This window comes from Phenylobacterium sp. (assembly GCF_036501465.1).
Taxonomy (GTDB): Bacteria; Pseudomonadota; Alphaproteobacteria; order Caulobacterales; family Caulobacteraceae; genus Phenylobacterium.
This window is the reverse complement of the sequence record NZ_DASYAF010000016.1, coordinates 33329-51030: the sequence shown is the minus strand read 5'-3', so window position 1 is coordinate 51030 and position 17702 is coordinate 33329. Positions and strand designations below refer to the sequence as shown.

The window sequence follows — 17702 nt, the reverse complement described above, 5'->3', positions numbered from 1 at the left end:
CGAAGACCTGGACGCGCGCCTCTACGAAGCCTGCGACGCCCCAGGCTTCGCCGAGATGCCCATCGCGGTCCTGGCCGAGACGCTCGCCCGCGACATGCGGCTCTCTGGTGAGCTGGTCATCACCACCGCAGAGACCCTCGTCCCGGCCAACACCAGCGCCCAGCCCCCACTCGCCGACACCGGCTGACGCCGCCGCGTTACCTCCCCCGCGAAGCGGCGGGAGGGGGACCATCCGCCGAAGAGCGGATGGTGGAGGGGGCGAGCCACACCCAGGACCCCGTGCGCCCTATGGGTCCCGGCTTTCGCCGGGATGAGCGGGAGTCAAAGCCACGAACCCACGCGGAAGGCGGCCGGAGGAATCCGTCCGTGTGGTCCGTGTGGTCCGTGGTTCCCTCAGGGCCTCACCGCGCCACCGCCATCCCCTTGGCCTTGTAGACGACCCCGCCCTTCATCACGAAGGCCACGTGCTCCAGCACCGTCACGTCCTTCAGCGGGTCGGCGTCGACGGCGATGATGTCGGCATAGCGGCCGGGCTGCACCGTGCCGATGTCCTTCGTATCGCCGATCAGGTCGGCGGCGTTCCAGGTGGCGGCCTTGATGGCCTCCATGGGCGTCATGCCGCCGTTCACCAGCAGCTTGAACTCCTGGGCGTTCTCGCCGTGGTTGCTCATGCCGAAGGTGTCGGTGCCGAAGGCGATCTTCACGCCGGCCGCATGGGCGTCGTGCAGGTTCTTGATCATGGTGGGGATCACCTCGAAGGTCTTGCGCACCGTGTCCGGGTTCAGGTCCTCGGGATGCTCCTTGGCGTGCTGGTAGATCTTCGCGCCGACCAGCTGGGTCGGCACCAGATAGGCCCCGTGCTCCTTGAACAGCTTGTAGCTTTCGGCGTCGGCATAGGTGCCGTGCTCGATGGAATCGACGCCCAGCGCGATGGTGTGGTCGATGGCCTGCTTGCCGTGGGCGTGGGCGGCGACCTTCATGCCGAGCGAATGGGCGGTGTCGATCACCGCCTTGATCTCGTCGTCGGCCATCAGCTGCAGGGAGGGATTGTCGCCGATCGAGGCCACGCCGCCGGACGGCATGATCTTGATCAGGTCGGCGCCCTCGGCGCGCAGCTTGCGCACCGCCTTGCGGGCCGCCTCGGGGCTGTCGATCAGGTTTTCGGTCCAGTGCGGGTGCTCCAACTCCGGGTCGAGGCCGTTGGAATCGTCGCCGTGGCCGCCGGTCGGGCTGAGCGGCTTGCCGGCCACCCACAGGCGCGGGCCCGGGATGACGCCGTTGTTGATGGCGCGCTTCAGGGCCACCACCACCTCGGTCTCGCCGCCGCAGTCCCGCGCCGAGGTGAACCCCGCCATCAGGGTGTCGCGGGCGTAGTTGGTGGACTCGATGGCCGCGTCATAGGCCGTGGCGGTCACGTTGTGGTGGATCGGGTCGCCCTTGTGGAAGCCCTGGGTGATGTGGACGTGGTCGTCGATCAGGCCCGGCAGCACCGTCGAGCCCGACAGGTCGATCACCTCGGCGCCCTTGGGCGCGGTGAAGCCGGGGGTGACGCTGACGATCCGGTCGTCATGCACCAGGATGGTCACCTGGCCCGTGGGCGCCTTGCCGGTGCCGTCGATCAGCCGCCCGGCGTGGATCGCCTGGTCCCTGGCCGCCGCCTGGCCGGGGCTCAACGCCAAAATTCCCGCCGCCATCGCCGCCACGCCGGCGGCCGCCATCATCGCCTTACGCAAGCTCATCTCACCCTCCCGAATCGTGCGGCTAGGTGAGACCTCCCGGTAGCTGGGCGCAAGCGTCACACGCCCCGCGCGATTGCCAGCGCCGCGCTTCTCATGCTTTCCTTAACTTCCCCTAGGGCAGAGTCTTGGGGTCACAGGCGTACGGCGCGGGCGAGGCGAGGGCCTTGCGCCCGCACTTTTCCGTGCACACATAGGCGTTTCCGTTGTTGACGGAGCCGTCCCGATCCCTATAACGGAGCGCTTCCGCGAAAGAGCGCGAAGGACGAACCGGCTTGACCTTAGGGGCGAGAGGCCGGGGCGCCGTTCGCGCTTCTCTTGCGTGACCAGGAGAACTCTGCACGTGGCCCGTATCGCTGGCGTAAATATTCCGACGAACAAGCGCGTGGTGATCGCGCTGCAGTACATCCATGGGATCGGCCCGGCGAAGGCCCGGGAGATCGTCTCCAAGGTCGGCATCGAGGACGCCCGTCGCGTCAATCAGTTGACCGACCAGGAAGTCCTGCAGATCCGCGAAGCCATCGACCGCGACTACACCGTCGAAGGCGACCTGCGTCGCGAAACCGCCGTCAACATCAAGCGCCTGATGGACCTGGCCTGCTACCGCGGCCTGCGTCACCGCAAGGGCCTGCCGGTCCGCGGTCAGCGCACCCACACCAACGCCCGCACCCGCAAGGGTCCCGCCAAGCCGATCGCCGGCAAGAAGAAGTAAGAGAGCTTATCGCCGATGGCCAAGGAACCGGGTCGCGTCAAACGTCGCGAACGTAAGAACATCACTTCGGGCGTGGCGCACGTGAACGCCTCGTTCAACAACACCATGATCACCATCACCGACGCTCAGGGGAACACCATCTCCTGGTCCAGCGCCGGCATGATGGGGTTCAAGGGCTCGCGTAAGTCGACGCCCTACGCCGCCCAGATGGCGGCCGAGGACGCCGGCCGTAAGGCCGCCGAACACGGCGTGCGCACGCTGGAAGTCAATGTCTCGGGTCCCGGCTCGGGTCGTGAATCGGCTCTGCGCGCTCTGCAGTCGGTCGGTATGACGATCACCACCATCCGCGACGTGACCCCCATCCCGCACAACGGCTGCCGGCCGCCCAAGCGCCGGCGCGTCTAGAGTACTCAGTACCCCATCCCTGCGCCGGCCTGCGTTTCTGCGGCTGGCGATCCTGCGTTTTCGAGGGACACCCATCCGTGATCGAAAGAAATTGGAACGAGCTTATCCGTCCCGAGAAGCCGCAAATCGAGACCGGCGCTGACGCCAGCCGCAAGGCGCGTCTGGTGGCCGAGCCGCTCGAGCGCGGGTTCGGCGTGACGCTGGGCAACAGCCTGCGTCGCGTGCTTCTCTCCTCCCTGCAGGGCGCGGCGGTGACCGCGGTGCAGATCGACGGCGTGGTCCACGAGTTCTCCTCGCTGGAAGGCGTGCGCGAGGACGTCGTCGACATCGTGCTGAATATCAAGCAACTGGCCGTGCGCATGCACGCCGAGGGCCCCAAGCGCATGACGCTGCGCGCCACCGGCCCCGGCGCGGTGACCGCCAGCCAGATCGAGGTGCCTTCGGACATCGAGATCCTGAACCCTGACCACGTGCTCTGCACGCTGGACGAGGGCGCCCAGGTGCGCATGGAGTTCACGGTGCAGACCGGCAAGGGCTACGTCCCGGCCGAGATGAACCGCCCGGAGGACGCCCCGATCGGCCTGATCGCCGTCGACGCCCTCTATTCCCCGGTCAAGCGCGTCGCCTACCGCGTCGAGCCCACCCGCCAGGGCCAGAGCCTCGACTACGACAAGCTGGTGATGGAAGTGGAGACCAACGGCGCGGTGACGCCGGTGGACGCCGTGGCCTACGCCGCGCGCATCCTGCAGGACCAGCTGCAGATCTTCATCACCTTCGAAGAGCCGAAGAAGAAGGTCGAGGGCGAGGCCAAGCCGGAGCTGCCGTTCAACCCGGCGCTGCTCAAGAAGGTCGACGAGCTGGAGCTGTCGGTCCGCTCGGCCAACTGCCTGAAGAACGACAACATCGTCTACATCGGCGACCTGATCCAGAAGACCGAAGCCGAGATGCTCCGGACCCCGAATTTCGGCCGCAAGTCCTTGAACGAGATCAAGGAAGTGCTGGCCGGCATGGGCCTGCACCTGGGCATGGACGTGCCCAACTGGCCGCCGGAGAACATCGAAGAACTGGCCAAGAAGTTCGAAGACCAGATGTAGCCAGACTTCGCGCCGACTCCGGGGCCGCTTAAGTTTTGGCGGCCCGGGCCCGATGAAGCCGCAACAGCGGCGGAGGGCTCCGGCGCTTCGCATTGACCCGGGCGGGAGCAGGCCGGGATTTGGTTAGGCGGGACGCCGACCCGGTGGATCGGGAGCGTTCCAGGTGGGCCTGAGAGCCCGGGAGAGATCGAAATGCGCCACGGTTCCGCGCACCGCAAACTGGGTCGTACGACCGCCCACCGCACGGCCATGTTCGCCAACATGGCCGCCAGCCTGATCAAGCACGAGCAGATCGTCACGACCCTGCCCAAGGCCAAGGAACTGCGCCCGATCGTCGAAAAGCTGGTGACCCTCGGCAAGCGCGGCGACCTGCATGCGCGCCGCCAGGCGATCAGCCAGGTCCGCGACGTCGAGCAGGTCGGCAAGCTGTTCGCCGTGCTCGGCCCGCGCTACGCCAAGCGCAACGGCGGCTATATCCGCGTGCTGAAGGCGGGCTTCCGCCACGGCGACAACGCGGCCATGGCGGTCATCGAATTCGTCGACCGCGACCCGGCCGAAAAGGGCAAGGACAGCGGCCCGGTCCAGAGCTCGGCCTTCGAATAGGGCTCGGCGAAAATCCGATCCGAAAAGCTCCGGAGCGATCCTCCGGGGCTTTTTCATGCGCGCTGAAATGGACTTGCCGCATCGCGCGGCTAGGCTCGGACCATGACTTCGCCGCTTCGCGCCTTCGCCGCCCTCCTGGCCCTCTGGCTCGCCCTCGTCGCCGCGCCCGCCCTGGCCGCCGACGCGCCGCTCACCGTGCTGATCTCCATCGACGGGTTCCGGGCCGACTACCTGGACCGCGGCGTGACGCCGACGCTGTCGGCCCTGGCCGCCGGTGGGGTGCGCGGCGACATGCGCCCGTCCTTCCCGTCCAAGACCTTCCCCAATCACTACACCCTGGTGACCGGCCTGCGTCCCGACAAGAACGGCATCGTCGACAACAACATGTATGACCCGGCGATCACCGACAAAGAGTTCACCATGAGCCGGCGCGAGGTGAACCAGGACCCGCGCTGGTGGGAGGAGGCTGAGCCGATCTGGGTGACCGCCGAGGAGGCGGGCGTCCGCACCGCGACCATGTTCTGGCCCGGTTCGGACATCCCGATCCACGGTGTCCTGCCCAGTCATTGGCAGCTCTTCGATCAGAAGGTATCGGCGCAAACCCGCGTGGACACAGCACTTTCCTGGCTCGATGGCCCGGTCGCCGAGCGCCCGCGGTTCCTCACCCTCTACTTCGACGACGTGGATACCGCCGGCCACCACGAAGGCCCGGATTCGCCGGAACTGAACGCCGCCGCCGCCAAGGTCGACGCCGCCATCGGCCGCTTTCTGGACGGGCTGAAGGCGCGCGGGATCACCGCCAACATCATCGTCGTCGCCGACCACGGCATGGCTCCGGTCTCGCAGGATCGCCGTATCTTCGTGGACGACCTGCTGGACATGAAGGCCTTCCGCTACACGACCGCCGGGGCTTTCCTGGCGCTCAATCCCGCGCCCGGCCACGAGGCGGAAGTCGACAAGGCCCTGCTGAAGCCGCACGAGCACATGCAGTGCTGGAAGAAGGCCGACATCCCGGCGCGCTACCACTACGGCAAGAACCCGCGGGTTCCGGCGATCTTCTGCCTGCCGCAAACCGGATGGGAGATCACCAGCCACGACTATCACCCCAGGACGGTCGACGTCGGCGACCACGGCTTCGACAACTTCGCGCCCGAGATGCGCGCCATCTTCGTGGCCAACGGGCCGGCCTTCAGGAAGGGCGTGCGCCTGCCGACCTTCGACAACGTCGACGTCTATCCTCTGGTGGCCAAGCTGCTGGGCGTCATGCCGAAGCCCAACGACGGCAATCTCGCCGACACCCGTCCGGCGCTCACCCACGGAGGGCGCTCCGATTGACGAGATAATTGCGATGTGCGTTAAATATTCCTGCACTTCGTAAGGAGATCGTCGTGGCTGACCAGCCGACTTTCAAGTCCTCCGCCTTCTACCGCGACCCAATGGCGGCCCTGCGCTGGCTGGAGGCGGCCTTCGGTTTCGAGACCACCACCCTGGTGACGGAACCCAATGGCCGCGTCGGCTATTCGGAGATGAGCTTCCATGGCGGGCAGGTGAGCATCAATTCGGAGTTCACCGGCGACATCATCGGCGGCGTGCGCATGGTGAGCCCGCTGGAGCTCGACGGCCGCTGCACCCAGTTCATCCGCGTCCACATCCCCGAGGGGATCGACGAGCACTACAAGCGCGCCCGCGCCGCCGGCGCCCGCATCACCCAGGAACCGCAGGACCAATTCTATGGCGAGCGCACCTACCGCGCGCTCGACCTGGAGGGCCACGTCTGGAACTTCGCCCAGCCGATCGCCCAGCCGACCATCATCGAGATGGAGGCCGCCACGGGCCTGAAGCTGACATCCTCGCTGCCGGAGAAGACCGATGGTTGATTCCACCTTCCCAAGCCTGTCGTCGGCGGTCTGCTACGTCGATCCGCGCGCGGCCCTGGCCTTCCTGGAGAAGGCCTTCGGTTTCGAGATTTCCATGCTGATCGAGGACGGCGAGGGGAACATCGCCCACTCCGAGATGCGCTTCGGAGATTCGATCGTGATGGTCGGCAACGAATGGACCGACGACCACAAGAGCCCACGCTCGATCGGCGGCAAGAACACCCAGACGGTGCACATCCAGGTCGACACCGACGTTGACGCGCACTGCGAGCGGGCCCGCGCCGCGGGCTTCGAGATCCTGGTGGAGCCGGCGACCCAGTTCTACGGCGACCGCACCTATCGCTGCCGCGACCCGGAGGGCCACATCTGGACGGTCGCCCAGACCGTGGAGACGGTCAGCGCGGCGCAGATGGAAGCGGCCACCGGGCTGAAGATAACGGGTATCGCGTGATGGCCGCCTTCGATCTGGAATCCACCTATCTCAGCCTGGACGGCAAGGGCGCCGTGGCCGTGCATCCGGTCGGGCCGGACTTCTGGGCGACCATCGGCCGGAACCTGGACATCCTGGCCACCCTGGTGACGGTTTCGGGCGGGGACCGCGATTGGACGAGCTGGGAGATGCATCCCGAGGGCGACGAGGTCCTTGTGCTGCTGGAGGGGCGGGCGACCATGGTGCTGGACGGCGGCGGCGAGGAAACCCGCCACCCTATGCGGCCTGGGACCACCCTGGTTATTCCCAAGGGGACCTGGCATCGAGCGTTGATCGTCGAGCCGATGCGCATGCTGTTCGTCACCTATGGCGCCGGCACGACGCATCGCCCGCTCTGATGGCCTTTGCGAACGCCCAGATCGACGTAACCCTGTCGGCGCTCGCCGATCCCAACCGTCGCCGGGTGGTGGACCTGCTGGCTCATGGCCCGCGAGCGGCCGGCGATCTGGCGCGCGAGCTGGCGCTGTCGCCGCCGGCGATGAGCCGCCACCTGCGGACGCTCCGCCAGAGCGGCCTGGTGGAGGAATCCCATCCCACCTTCGATGCGCGCGTGCGCATCTATGCCCTGAGGCCCGAACCCATGGTGCATCTGCTGCGCTGGCTGGAGGACGCCGAACGGCTGTGGAGCGAGCAGCTCGCCGCCTTCAAGGCCCATCTCGAGAAGGGCGAATGACCTCCAAGGTCTATGTCGCCCTGCGCGTGAAGGCCTCGCCCGAGCGCGCCTTTCAGGCCTTCACCGCCGAGATCGGCGCCTGGTGGCGGCCGAGCGCCATGTTCCAGACCACGCCACGGCCCGGCGTGCTGTCGTTCGAGGGCGGCCAGGGCGGCCGGCTGATCGAGACCCGAGCCGGCGGCAAGGTTTTCGAGATCGGCCGCATCGATGTCTGGGACCCGCCGCGGCGGCTGGTGTTCGCCTGGCGGCAGGCCAACTTCCCGCCGGACCTGCACACCGAGGTCGAGGTGACCTTCGAGGCGGTGGGCGAGGAGACGCGCGTGGGCGTCGAACACCGCGGCTTCCACAATGTGCCGGTCGGGGCCGCGCGCCACGGCTGGCCCGACCAGATCCTCCTGCTGCGCCTGGCCGACTTCTGGCGCGCGCAGATCGCCGCCGTCGCCGAGCGGCTGGGATAACCGGGTTGCTTGAACCCGTACGCCGTACGAGAAGAACCGCAGGGGAATGCGCATGAGCGAACCAGTCCAAGCCACCGGCAAGGCGGGCCGTCAGGCGGCCTTCGGCTTCATCTTCGCCAGCGCGCTGATGAACTCGACGTCGTTCGGGCTGATGATCCCGATCCTGCCGAACCTGATCAAGCAGTTCACCGGCGGCGACACGGCGGCGGCCAGCGAGTGGAATGTGGTCTTCGCCACCACCTGGGGCGCGATGCAGTTCCTGGTGGGCCCGGTGCTGGGGGTGCTGTCCGATCGCGTGGGCCGCCGCCCGATCCTCTTGATCTCCAACTTCGGCCTGGCGGTGGACTTCCTGTTCATGGCCTTCGCGCCGACCCTGTGGTGGCTCTATGTCGGGCGCATCCTGAACGGCATGACGGCGGCCAGCTTCGCCACCGGCGGGGCCTATGTGGCCGACATCACGCCGCCGCAGGACCGCGCCAAGAACTTCGGCCTGCTGACCTCGGCCTTCTCCTTCGGCTTCATCTTCGGGCCGGTCGTCGGCGGCTTCCTGGGCGACATCAACATCCGGCTGCCGTTCCTGGTGGCGGCGGGGGTGACGATCCTCAACTGGTTCTACGGCCTTTTGATCCTGCCGGAATCCCTGCCGAAGGAACGCCGCCTGCCGCGCTACGAGTGGGTCCGGGTCATTCCGCTGCTGGGCGCCTTCCGGCTGCTCGCGTCCCATCGGGGCCTGTTCAGCCTGGCCGGCGTGGCCTTCCTCTTCCAGCTCGCCCAGATCGTTCTGCCGCAGATCTTCGTGCTCTACGCCTCCTACCGCTACGGCTGGTCCATGAAGGTCATGGGCTCGACCCTGCTGCTCACCGGGATCCTGGGCGTCATCGTGCAGATGTTCCTCGTCGGCCCGGCGGTGAAGCGGTTCGGCGAGCGGCGGCTGGTCCTGATCGGCGCGGCGGCCGGGGCGCTGGGCTTCGCCTGGTACGGCTCGGCCTCCACCGGCTGGATGTACCTGCTGGGCGCGCCGATCTTCGCCTTCTCCGGCTTCCTGATGCCGGGCGTCCAGGGGTTGATGTCCCAGCGCGTCCCGCCGACCCACCAGGGGCAGCTGCAAGGGGTGAACCAGAGCCTGCAGGGGGTGGCGAGCATCATCGGACCCTCGGTCTTCGGGCTCACCTTCGCCTTTTCGGTGCGGCACGCCCAGACGATCGGCGTACCGGGCCTGGCGATCTACCTGGCCGGCGGCTTCCTGGGCCTGGCCTTCCTGCTGGCCTGGGGGTTCGCCCATCCCCAGCGGCCGGAAGCCGTCGCCGAGCCCGCGCCGGCCGGCTGAAGCGCCGCCATCAAAGCGCCTAAACTGGGCTGAAACTCACAGGCTCTGCTATCGTTATGCCCCTGTGCTCGATGCTTCGGTGCTCGAGCCTCAGTCCCGACCGCGGAAGCCGCCATGCGCGCCCATCGTTGCCTGATCCCCAGCCTCGCCGTCCTGGCGGCCTGCGCCGCCCTCGACGCCGGCGCCGCCCAGGCCCAGGAGAACCAGCGGGTCGTGCCCTCCAGCGCCATGGGGATGAAGCAGTCCTTCGCGCCCGTGGTGAAGCGCGCCGCGCCGGCGGTGGTGAACATCTCGGCCAAGCGGGTCGTGCGCCAGTATGTCGACCCGTTCTGGCAGGCGCTGGGCATGGGCGCGCCGCGCAACCGCGTGGAAGGCTCGCTGGGCTCCGGCGTCATCGTCCGCGCCGACGGGGTTATCGTCACCAACAACCACGTCATCGAGCACGCCGACGACATCACCGTCTCGCTCTACGACCGCCGCGAGTTCCCCGCCAAGGTCATGCTGGCCGACGCGCGCACCGACCTGGCGGTGCTGAAGATCGACCTGCCGGCTGGCGAGAAGCTGCCGGTGATGCCGATCTCCGATCGGGCCGGCGAGACCCAGGTCGGCGATCTGGTGCTGGCCATCGGCGATCCCTTCGGCGTCGGCCAGACCGTGACCAACGGCATCATTTCGGCGCTGAACCGCACCGCCGATCCCAACAGCGACCAGGGCGCCTACATCCAGACCGACGCGGCGATCAATCCGGGCAACTCCGGCGGGGCGCTGGTCAGCATGGACGGCGAGCTGATCGGCCTGAACAGCTTCATCTATTCCCAATCCGGCCAGTCCTCCGGCATCGGCTTCGCCATTCCGGCGGTGGTGGTGCGCCGGGTGGTGGAGACGGCCATGGGCGGCGGCACGACGGTCGTGCGGCCCTGGATCGCGGCGCGCCTGCAGAGCGTGACGCCGGAGATCGCCAAGAGCACGGGCCTGGCGACACCGTCCGGAGCCCTGGTGTCCGATGTCTGGCCGGGCGGCGTGGCCCAGCGCGCGGGCCTGAAGCAGGGCGACATCATCACCGCCGTCGACAGCCAGCCGGTGGTCGACGCCGCGGGCGTCAACTTCGCCATCGCCGCGCACCGGCCGGGCGACACCGTCCGCCTCGGCGTTCGCCGCGACAAGGCCGAGCAGAACATGACGCTGCGCGCCGAGGCCGCGCCCGCCACGCCGCCGCGCGACGAGAAGCTGATCGCCGGCCGCAACCCCTTCCAGGGCGCTACGGTGGTCAACCTGTCGCCGGCCGTCGCCGAGGAGGTCGGCCTGGATCCCTTCGGCCGCGAAGGCGTGCTGGTGACCAAGACCGACCAGGGCCTGGCCCATCAGCTGGGCGTCCAGCCCGGCGACATCATCCGCGCCATCAATGGCCGCAGCATCAAGACCGTCGCCGACCTCTCCAGCGCGGTCGTCGCGCCGTCACCGGTCTGGCAGGTGACGATCGAACGCAACGGCCGCCAGCTCACCACTACGCTGCGCACCTAACCACTGGCTCGGCGCCGCTTGCGCGGCGGCCCCGGGCCGGCCCATCCTCGCCCCGCGGCCGAACCGGCCGGTCGGGGGAGTTCGCCAGCATGAAGATCGATCGGCGCGCCGTGGTGGGCCTGGGCCTGGCCGGCGCGGGCCTGGCGGCGGCGAGCTCCGCGGCGGCGCAGGGGGCGGCCACCGGCGTCTTCAGTGTCGAGCATGACGAGGCCGGCCGCTATGGCGCCGCCCTGGCCGACATCCGCGCCTACGCCGCCCGGCACGTGGCGGCCAACACCCTGCCGGGCCTGACGCTCAGCGTGATCGCGCCGGGCGGCATGACCGCCCAGATGCGTTTCGGCTACGCCAACCTCGACGCCCGCGAGCCCCTGGGGCCGCGACAGCTCTTCCAGATCGGATCGATCTCCAAGTCGTTCACCGCGCTCTGCGTCTTCCACCTGATGGAGCAGGGCAAGCTCAGCCTGGACGAGGACGCCGCGTCCCTGCTGCCGAGCGTCCCCTGGCCGTCGGGCGCGCGGATCACCGTCCAGAACCTCTTGAACCACTCCAGCGGCCTGCCGGACGACGCGCCGCTGTTCCCGCGCGGCGGCGACGGACGGCTTTGGCGCGGCTTCGAGCCGGGCGCCCAGTGGTCCTATTCCAACCTCGGCTTCCGGATGCTGGGGATGATGGTCGAACGCCTCGAGCAGAAGCCGCTCGCCGAGGTGATCCGGCTGCGGGTCCTGCAGCCCCTGGGCATGACGACGACCCACGGGGCGATCCTGACCGGGGACCGCAGCCTCTACGCCCACGGCTATTCCCCGCTCTACGGCGATCGGCCCTATCCGCGCGGCGGCCCGCTCGGCCCGGGCCCCTGGACCGACATGGTCGACGGGTCCGGCTGCGTGGCGTCCACCGCCGCCGACATGGCGCTCTACGCCCGCTGGCTGGCTGAGGCGGGGCAGGGCAAGGGCGGTCCCGTCCTGTCGGACGCCGCAGCGGCGCGCTTCACCCGCGCCACCATCGACGCGCCAGGCTGGGCCGTGAAGGGGGCGAAGTACGCCAACGGCCTGGCGGTCGTGCCGCTGGGCGGGCGGATGGTCCTGCACCACACCGGCGGCATGCTGGCCTTCAACTCGGCCCTGCACGTCGATCCCCAGGCCGGCGTCGGCGCCTTCGCCAGCACCAATATCGGCCTTGCGCCCTATCGGCCGCGCGACCTGACCGCCTACGCCTGCGCCAGGCTGCGCGAGGTCGTCGAGGGCGGCCCCAAGGCCGAGGCCGCGCCCATGCCGCCGCCAAGGCCGGACGTCTCCGCCTATCTCGGCCACTACATGGGCGCGAACGGCGCGCCGGTGTCGGTCACCGAGAACGAACGGGGGATCGTCCTGCGCATGGGCGAGACGTTCTGGGCGCTCGAGCCGGAGGGCGATGACGTTTTCATCTCCGGCGGGCCGGCCGTGCAGATCCGCCCGCTGGTCTTCCACCGCGAGGGCGCGGCCGTGGTGCGCGCCTGGTTCGGCGGCGACGAGTTCGTCCGTCTGGGCGCCGGCGGCCCGGTCGCGCCGTTCAGCCCCAAGACCCCGCCGGAGCTGGCCGCCCTGGCCGCGACCTACACATCCGACGACCCTTGGCACGGGACGATCCGCGTCTACGCCCAGGGCGAGCGGCTGGTTGTGGACGGAACCGATCCGCTGGTGCGCCTGGGCGACGGAAGCTGGCGGCTGGGCGAGAAGGACTGGTCGCCCGAGCGCATCCGCTTCGACGGCCTGGTCGACGGCAGACCGACCCGGGCCGTCGTCTCCGGCGTCGACCACGTGCGGCGCTGGGCCTGACGCCCAGGCGCGCGATCTGCTAGAGGGTCGCCCATGGCCGATCTCTTTGAAGCCGCTGGGCTTTCGCCCCAGGCGCCGTCGCCGCTGGCCGACCGGCTGCGCCCGCAGACGCTGGACGAGGTGGTGGGCCAGGATCACCTGCTGGGTCCCGACGGCCCGATCCGGCGCATGGCCGAGGCGCACCGGCTGGCCTCGATGATTCTCTGGGGCCCGCCCGGCACCGGCAAGACCACCATCGCGCGGCTGCTGGCCAAGGCGGCGGGCTACGAGTTTCAGCAGCTTTCGGCGGTGTTCTCGGGCGTCGCCGACCTGAAGAAGGCCTTCGAGCAGGCCCGGGTGCGGCGCCTGGCCGGCCAGTCGACCCTGCTGTTCGTCGACGAGATCCACCGCTTCAACCGCGCCCAGCAGGACGGCTTCCTGCCCTTCGTGGAGGAGGGGATCGTCACCCTGGTGGGCGCCACCACCGAGAACCCGTCCTTCGAGCTGAACGGCGCGCTGCTCTCCCGCTGCCAGGTCTTCGTGCTGAAGCGGCTGGATGACGCCGCCCTGGAGGGCCTGATCGACAAGGCCGAGGCGTTCGAGGGCCGCGCGCTCCCATTGGAGCCGGACGCGCGGACCGCGCTCACCGCGCTGGCCGACGGCGACGGCCGTTACCTGCTCACCCTGGCCGAGACCCTGTTCAACATCGGCTCGGCCAAGCCCTTGTCGGTCAAGGAGCTGGGCCAGGTGCTGCAGAAGCGCAGCCCGGCCTACGACAAGGACCGCGAGGAGCACTACAACCTCATCTCCGCCCTGCATAAGTCGATCCGCGGCTCCGACCCGGACGCGGCGCTCTACTGGCTGGCGCGCATGCTGGCGGGCGGCGAGGACCCGCTGTTCATCGCCAGGCGGCTGATCCGCGCGGCGGCCGAGGACATCGGCGAGGCCGATCCCCTGGCCCTGGTGCTCGCCAACGCCGCCAAGGACACCTACGACTTCCTTGGCTCTCCCGAGGGCGAGATCGCGCTGGCCCAGCTCACCGTCCATCTGGCCGCGGCGCCCAAGTCCAACGCCGTCTACCAGGCGTTCGGCGCGGCGATGAAAGCGGCCAAGGAGACCGGCTCGCTGGGTCCGCCGATGCACATCCGGAACGCGCCAACCCGGCTGATGAAGGACCTGGGCTACGGCAAGGGCTACGCCTACGACCACGACCAGGCCGAGGGCTTCTCGGGCCAGGACTATTTCCCCGACGAGATGGAGCGGCAGATTTTCTATCGCCCGAAGGGCGAGGGCGCCGAGGCCAGGATCAAGGAGCGGCTGGAGCGCTGGGCGGCGCTGCGGAAGGAGCGCTCGTGAAGTTTGCGCCCGGCAAGGCGCCGGTGTTCGGTCCGCCGAAGGAGAAGCTAGCCATCAAGCTCTCCGCCGAGGAAGTCACCTTCGTCCGCTCGCTGGTGATCTATGAGGACCCCGACATCCTGGCGCTGAACAAGCCGGCCGGCCTTTCCAGCCAGGGCGGGCGCGGCCAGGTCCATACGCTCGACGAACTGCTCTGGGCCTTCGCCAAGCCAGGCAAGGCGCGACCGCGGCTGATCCACCGGCTGGACCGCGACACCTCCGGGGTTATCCTCACCGCCAAGACCAAGCCGGCCGCAGGTTTTCTCGGCAAGGCCATGATGTCGCGACGCTTTTCCAAAACCTACCAGGCGATCGTCACGCCTGGCGCGCCGCAGCCGAAGGGCGGGGTGGTCGATGCGCCCCTGCGCCGCGACGAGCAGGGCCGGGAAGCCTTCATGCGGGTCTGTGCGGCCGACCATCCGGACGCCGAGGCCGCCCGCAGCCGCTATCGCACGCTTGCCGAGGCGCCCGGCGCGGCGCTTCTGGAACTCGACCCCGAGACCGGGCGCATGCACCAGCTTCGCGTCCACCTGGCCCACCTGGGCCGCCCGATCGCCGGGGACGCGCGGTATGGCGGCGCGCTGGTGGTCGCGGGCCGGCCTGTGCCGCGCCTGATGCTGCATGCCGCCGCCTTGAAGTTCCCGCACCCCTCCGGCGGTGAGAAGCGCCTGACCGCGCCGACGCCGGCGGACATGGCCGAGCTGATTGCGGCCCTGGGCTTGGCCGTCGCATAAGGGGGCCCATGCCGTTGAACATCCTGCTTGTGGCTCTGGGGGGCGCGATCGGCTCGGTCGCCCGCTACCTGACCGGTGTTCTCGCCGGACGCCTGTTTGGCCTGAAGTTCCCCTATGGGACGCTCACCGCCAACATCCTGGGTGGCCTGCTCATGGGTCTATTGGTGGGCGTCCTGGCCTTGCGCGGCGGGGAGCACCAGGACCGATGGCGCCTGCTGCTCGCGGTCGGCTTCCTCGGCGGCTACACGACCTTCTCCTCCTATTCCCTGGAAGTGGCGCGCATGGTCGAGACCAAGGCCTGGAGCCAGGCCTTGGGCTATAGCCTGGGCTCGGTGGTCGCCGGGGTCTGCGCCGTCTTCCTCGGCATGTTCCTGATGCGCAAGCTGCTCGCATGAAGGAGGTCCGCACCCTGTTCGTGGACGCCGGCGAGGACGGGGTGCGCCTGGACCGCTGGTTCAAGCGCCGCTGGCCGCACCTGAACCACATCCAGATCCAGAAGCTGGCCCGCTCCGGCCAGATCCGCGTCGACGGCGGCCGGGCCAAGCCGGACACCCGGCTTTCCACCGGCGCCCAGGTGCGCGTGCCGCCGCTGCCGGACGCGCCGCCGCCGCGCGAGAAGGGCAAGCTGGACGCCCGCGAGATCGTCTACGCCAAGTCCCTGGTGCTCTATGAGGACGAGGAGGTGCTGGCGCTGAACAAGCCCGCGGGCCTCGCCGTCCAGGGCGGCACCAAGACCGTCAAACACATCGACCGGCTGCTGAGCGCCTGGGGCGAAGGGCTGGAGCGGCCGCGGCTGGTCCACCGCCTGGACCGCGACACCTCCGGCGTGCTGGTGCTGGGCAAGACGCCCGGCGCGGCGGCCAGGCTCGCCGGATCCTTCGCCAAGCGCCGCGCACAGAAGACCTATTGGGCGCTGGTGGCCGGCCTGCCGAAGCCGGGCGAGGGCGTACTCGAGCTGCCGCTGGCCAAGAAGGGCGTCGGCGACCGCGAGATGGTGGTTCCCGCCGATCCCAAGGATCCGCAGGCCGAGCCCGCCGAGACCGAGTTCGTCACCCTCAGCCGCGCCGCCGACAAGGTCGCCTGGATGGCGCTCTGGCCGCATACCGGCCGCACCCATCAGCTGCGCGCCCACATGCTGGCCCTGGGCCATCCGATCCTGGGCGATCCCAAGTACGCCACCGAGGCCTCGCGCGAACTGTCCGGCGGGTTGAAGCTGCAGCTGCACGCGCGGCGTCTTGTCCTGGCGCATCCCTCGCGCGGCCAGCTCATCCTCGAGGCTCCGATCAGCCCCGAGCTCAAGGCCGGCTTCGAACGCTTCGGCTTCGACCAGCACGAAGCCGATCCCCAACCTTTCCAATCTCGGTCCAGGACGTCCCGCCGATGAGTGAAGCCGCCGCCATCGAACGCGCCGAAGCGCTCAGCGCCGAGGGCAAGACCGCCGAGGCGGTGGCGATCACCGAGGCCCTGGTCACCGGTCCCGCGCCGTCCCACCTGGCGCTGGCGATGCATTCAGGCGCGCTGAAGCGCGACGGGCGCAGCCTGGAGGCGCTGGAATTCGACCGCCAGGCCGTCGCCCGCTTTGGGGAGAACCCGGTCGCCTGGCACAACATCGCCGCCACCCTCGACGACCTGGGCCGCGCGGAGGAGGCGGTGGAGGCCTGCGAGAACGCCTTCCGGCGCGGCATGGACGCGCCGCAGACCTTCGCCGTCTATGCCCGGGCCTTGCGCGCGGTCGGCAATCACCAGCGCGCCGACTACGCCTATCGCCAGAGCCTGATGCGGGCGCCGGCCGAGGTCGGGGTGGCCTCGGAGTTCGCCAACCACCTGTGGATGATAACCGGCGACCTGAAGGTGGCCGACAGTGCGCTCGACTCCGCCTTTCATGCCGGCGCGCCGCCGGGGCCGCTGCTGATCGCCAAGTCCGCCCTCTACGAAGCCTCGGGTGATCTGGAGCGCGCCTTTTCCCTGATGGAGCGGTCCAGCGAACGGATGCCGGGCGACGCGTTCGTGCACATGGCCGCGGTCGAATACGCGCTGCGACTGAACCGGGTGACGGCGGCCGAGGCCTTCTCGCGCCGCGCCGAGGGGGTCGAGCCGCGCTCGCGCAGCGTCATCCAGTATTCGGCGATCGTCGACCTGGCGGCGGGCCAGCCGGCGGAGGCCTTCCGCAAGCTGCAGGGCGCCCTCAAGGATCACCCCAACGACCAGTCCCTCTGGGGCTGGATGGCGGTCGCCGCCCGCGCCGTCGGCGACCCGATGTACCAGTGGCTCTGCGACTACGAGAAGATGGTCGGCGTCTACGACCTCGAGACGCCGGCCGGCTGGCCGAACCTGGAGGCGTTCCTGGCCGACTTGGCCAATGAGCTGAAGGCGGTCCACGTCTACCGGCAGCACCCGACCAATCAGTCGATGCGCCATGGCAGCCAGTCGATGCACATGCTCAGCGGCTCCAACGCCCCGCCGATCAAGGCCTTCTTCGAGGCGCTCGAAAAGCCGATCCGCGAGCACATGGCCTGGCTGGGGCAGGGCGACGACCCCCTGCGCCGCCGCAACACCTTCGACTACCGGATGGTCGGCGCCTGGTCGGTGCGGCTGAAGCCCAACGGCTTCCACCGCGATCACTTCCACCCGGACGGCTGGCTGTCATCGGCTTTCTATGTGGAAACCCCCGACACGGCGCTCGACACCGAGGAGCGCCAGGGCTGGATCCGCTTCGGCCAGCCGCCGTTCATGACCGACCCGCCGATGCCGGCCGAGCACTATGTGCGGCCGAAGCCCGGCCGGCTGGTGCTGTTCCCGTCCTACTTCTGGCACGGCACGGTGCCCTTCACGACGGACGAGGTCCGGATGACGATCGCCTTCGACGTCGTGCCGAAATAGGCGG

The 17702-nt window shown here is 69.2% G+C and carries 20 protein-coding genes; 19 read left to right on the top strand and 1 reads right to left on the bottom strand.

The window, feature by feature from the left end; all coding sequences use genetic code 11:
- Positions 1-187: hypothetical protein (locus VGL85_RS01955; protein WP_331585451.1), on the top strand; the 187-nt coding region annotated here is incomplete at its 5' end.
- A gap of 214 nt (positions 188-401) precedes the next feature.
- Here the strand turns inward: VGL85_RS01955 and VGL85_RS01950 are convergent.
- Entirely contained in the window at positions 402-1739 is a 1338-nt protein-coding gene (locus VGL85_RS01950; RefSeq protein WP_331585449.1) for an amidohydrolase family protein, read from the bottom strand.
- Between the two features lie 340 nt (positions 1740-2079).
- Here VGL85_RS01950 and rpsM point away from each other — a divergent pair, with 340 nt between their 5' ends.
- From rpsM to VGL85_RS01860, 18 genes are all read left to right on the top strand, one after another.
- Positions 2080-2448 (top strand): 30S ribosomal protein S13, encoded by a 369-nt coding sequence (rpsM, locus tag VGL85_RS01945; RefSeq protein WP_324088860.1) that lies wholly within the window; start codon positions 2080-2082, stop codon positions 2446-2448.
- A gap of 15 nt (positions 2449-2463) precedes the next feature.
- The gene (gene rpsK / locus VGL85_RS01940) at positions 2464-2853 is read left to right on the top strand and encodes a 30S ribosomal protein S11 (protein ID WP_331585444.1); all 390 of its coding nucleotides are present in this window, start codon (positions 2464-2466) and stop codon (positions 2851-2853) included.
- Between the two features lie 77 nt (positions 2854-2930).
- Complete coding sequence (locus VGL85_RS01935) at positions 2931-3947, top strand: DNA-directed RNA polymerase subunit alpha (protein WP_331585442.1); 1017 nt, start codon at positions 2931-2933, stop codon at positions 3945-3947.
- 192 nt (positions 3948-4139) lie between these two features.
- Positions 4140-4550, top strand: coding sequence for a 50S ribosomal protein L17 (gene rplQ / locus VGL85_RS01930; protein ID WP_331585440.1), 411 nt, complete (start codon positions 4140-4142; stop codon positions 4548-4550).
- A gap of 102 nt (positions 4551-4652) precedes the next feature.
- Positions 4653-5885 (top strand): ectonucleotide pyrophosphatase/phosphodiesterase, encoded by a 1233-nt coding sequence (locus VGL85_RS01925; protein ID WP_331585438.1) that lies wholly within the window; start codon positions 4653-4655, stop codon positions 5883-5885.
- Between the two features lie 53 nt (positions 5886-5938).
- Positions 5939-6427 (top strand): VOC family protein, encoded by a 489-nt coding sequence (locus VGL85_RS01920; protein ID WP_331585436.1) that lies wholly within the window; start codon positions 5939-5941, stop codon positions 6425-6427.
- Positions 6420-6878, top strand: coding sequence for a VOC family protein (locus tag VGL85_RS01915; protein ID WP_331585434.1), 459 nt, complete (start codon positions 6420-6422; stop codon positions 6876-6878). The genes VGL85_RS01920 and VGL85_RS01915 overlap by 8 nt, the downstream gene beginning before the upstream one ends.
- Positions 6878-7255, top strand: a complete 378-nt coding sequence (locus tag VGL85_RS01910; RefSeq protein WP_331585432.1) for a cupin domain-containing protein — start codon at positions 6878-6880, stop codon at positions 7253-7255. The genes VGL85_RS01915 and VGL85_RS01910 overlap by 1 nt, the downstream gene beginning before the upstream one ends.
- Positions 7255-7590, top strand: a complete 336-nt coding sequence (locus tag VGL85_RS01905) for a metalloregulator ArsR/SmtB family transcription factor (protein ID WP_331585430.1) — start codon at positions 7255-7257, stop codon at positions 7588-7590. Before VGL85_RS01910 ends, VGL85_RS01905 begins: the two co-directional genes overlap by 1 nt.
- On the top strand, positions 7587-8048 hold the full coding sequence (locus VGL85_RS01900) for an SRPBCC domain-containing protein (protein WP_331585428.1): 462 nt from the start codon (positions 7587-7589) through the stop codon (positions 8046-8048). The genes VGL85_RS01905 and VGL85_RS01900 overlap by 4 nt, the downstream gene beginning before the upstream one ends.
- A 52-nt stretch (positions 8049-8100) precedes the next feature.
- Complete coding sequence (locus VGL85_RS01895) at positions 8101-9375, top strand: TCR/Tet family MFS transporter (RefSeq protein ID WP_331585426.1); 1275 nt, start codon at positions 8101-8103, stop codon at positions 9373-9375.
- A 114-nt stretch (positions 9376-9489) separates the two neighbouring features.
- Positions 9490-10896, top strand: a complete 1407-nt coding sequence (locus VGL85_RS01890) for a Do family serine endopeptidase (protein WP_331585424.1) — start codon at positions 9490-9492, stop codon at positions 10894-10896.
- A gap of 89 nt (positions 10897-10985) precedes the next feature.
- Complete coding sequence (locus VGL85_RS01885; protein WP_331585422.1) at positions 10986-12710, top strand: serine hydrolase domain-containing protein; 1725 nt, start codon at positions 10986-10988, stop codon at positions 12708-12710.
- A gap of 33 nt (positions 12711-12743) precedes the next feature.
- A complete protein-coding gene (locus VGL85_RS01880; protein ID WP_331585420.1) occupies positions 12744-14045 on the top strand; it encodes a replication-associated recombination protein A in 1302 nt (433 codons plus the stop codon).
- Positions 14042-14818: an RluA family pseudouridine synthase gene (locus VGL85_RS01875; protein ID WP_331585418.1), complete on the top strand. Its 777-nt coding sequence runs from the start codon at positions 14042-14044 to the stop codon at positions 14816-14818. The genes VGL85_RS01880 and VGL85_RS01875 overlap by 4 nt, the downstream gene beginning before the upstream one ends.
- An 8-nt stretch (positions 14819-14826) precedes the next feature.
- A complete protein-coding gene (crcB, locus tag VGL85_RS01870; RefSeq protein ID WP_414695151.1) occupies positions 14827-15213 on the top strand; it encodes a fluoride efflux transporter CrcB in 387 nt (128 codons plus the stop codon).
- Positions 15210-16202 (top strand): RluA family pseudouridine synthase, encoded by a 993-nt coding sequence (locus tag VGL85_RS01865; protein WP_331585416.1) that lies wholly within the window; start codon positions 15210-15212, stop codon positions 16200-16202. Before crcB ends, VGL85_RS01865 begins: the two co-directional genes overlap by 4 nt.
- A complete protein-coding gene (locus VGL85_RS01860) occupies positions 16199-17698 on the top strand; it encodes a putative 2OG-Fe(II) oxygenase (protein WP_331585414.1) in 1500 nt (499 codons plus the stop codon). Before VGL85_RS01865 ends, VGL85_RS01860 begins: the two co-directional genes overlap by 4 nt.
- Positions 17699-17702: the final 4 nt, after the last annotated feature.

What these genes read in the sequence shown, in the direction of transcription:
- crcB (WP_414695151.1), top strand. Translation starts at nt 14,827, where the DNA reads ATGCCGTTGAACATCCTGCTTGTGGCTCTGGGGGGCGCGATCGGCTCG.
- VGL85_RS01915 (WP_331585434.1), top strand. Translation starts at nt 6,420, where the DNA reads ATGGTTGATTCCACCTTCCCAAGCCTGTCGTCGGCGGTCTGCTACGTC.
- VGL85_RS01885 (WP_331585422.1), top strand. Translation starts at nt 10,986, where the DNA reads ATGAAGATCGATCGGCGCGCCGTGGTGGGCCTGGGCCTGGCCGGCGCG.
- rpsK (WP_331585444.1), top strand. Translation starts at nt 2,464, where the DNA reads ATGGCCAAGGAACCGGGTCGCGTCAAACGTCGCGAACGTAAGAACATC.
- VGL85_RS01880 (WP_331585420.1), top strand. Translation starts at nt 12,744, where the DNA reads ATGGCCGATCTCTTTGAAGCCGCTGGGCTTTCGCCCCAGGCGCCGTCG.
- VGL85_RS01895 (WP_331585426.1), top strand. Translation starts at nt 8,101, where the DNA reads ATGAGCGAACCAGTCCAAGCCACCGGCAAGGCGGGCCGTCAGGCGGCC.
- VGL85_RS01950 (WP_331585449.1), bottom strand. Translation starts at nt 1,739, where the DNA reads ATGAGCTTGCGTAAGGCGATGATGGCGGCCGCCGGCGTGGCGGCGATG.
- VGL85_RS01865 (WP_331585416.1), top strand. Translation starts at nt 15,210, where the DNA reads ATGAAGGAGGTCCGCACCCTGTTCGTGGACGCCGGCGAGGACGGGGTG.
- VGL85_RS01905 (WP_331585430.1), top strand. Translation starts at nt 7,255, where the DNA reads ATGGCCTTTGCGAACGCCCAGATCGACGTAACCCTGTCGGCGCTCGCC.
- VGL85_RS01900 (WP_331585428.1), top strand. Translation starts at nt 7,587, where the DNA reads ATGACCTCCAAGGTCTATGTCGCCCTGCGCGTGAAGGCCTCGCCCGAG.
- VGL85_RS01890 (WP_331585424.1), top strand. Translation starts at nt 9,490, where the DNA reads ATGCGCGCCCATCGTTGCCTGATCCCCAGCCTCGCCGTCCTGGCGGCC.
- rplQ (WP_331585440.1), top strand. Translation starts at nt 4,140, where the DNA reads ATGCGCCACGGTTCCGCGCACCGCAAACTGGGTCGTACGACCGCCCAC.
- VGL85_RS01860 (WP_331585414.1), top strand. Translation starts at nt 16,199, where the DNA reads ATGAGTGAAGCCGCCGCCATCGAACGCGCCGAAGCGCTCAGCGCCGAG.
- VGL85_RS01925 (WP_331585438.1), top strand. Translation starts at nt 4,653, where the DNA reads ATGACTTCGCCGCTTCGCGCCTTCGCCGCCCTCCTGGCCCTCTGGCTC.
- VGL85_RS01910 (WP_331585432.1), top strand. Translation starts at nt 6,878, where the DNA reads ATGGCCGCCTTCGATCTGGAATCCACCTATCTCAGCCTGGACGGCAAG.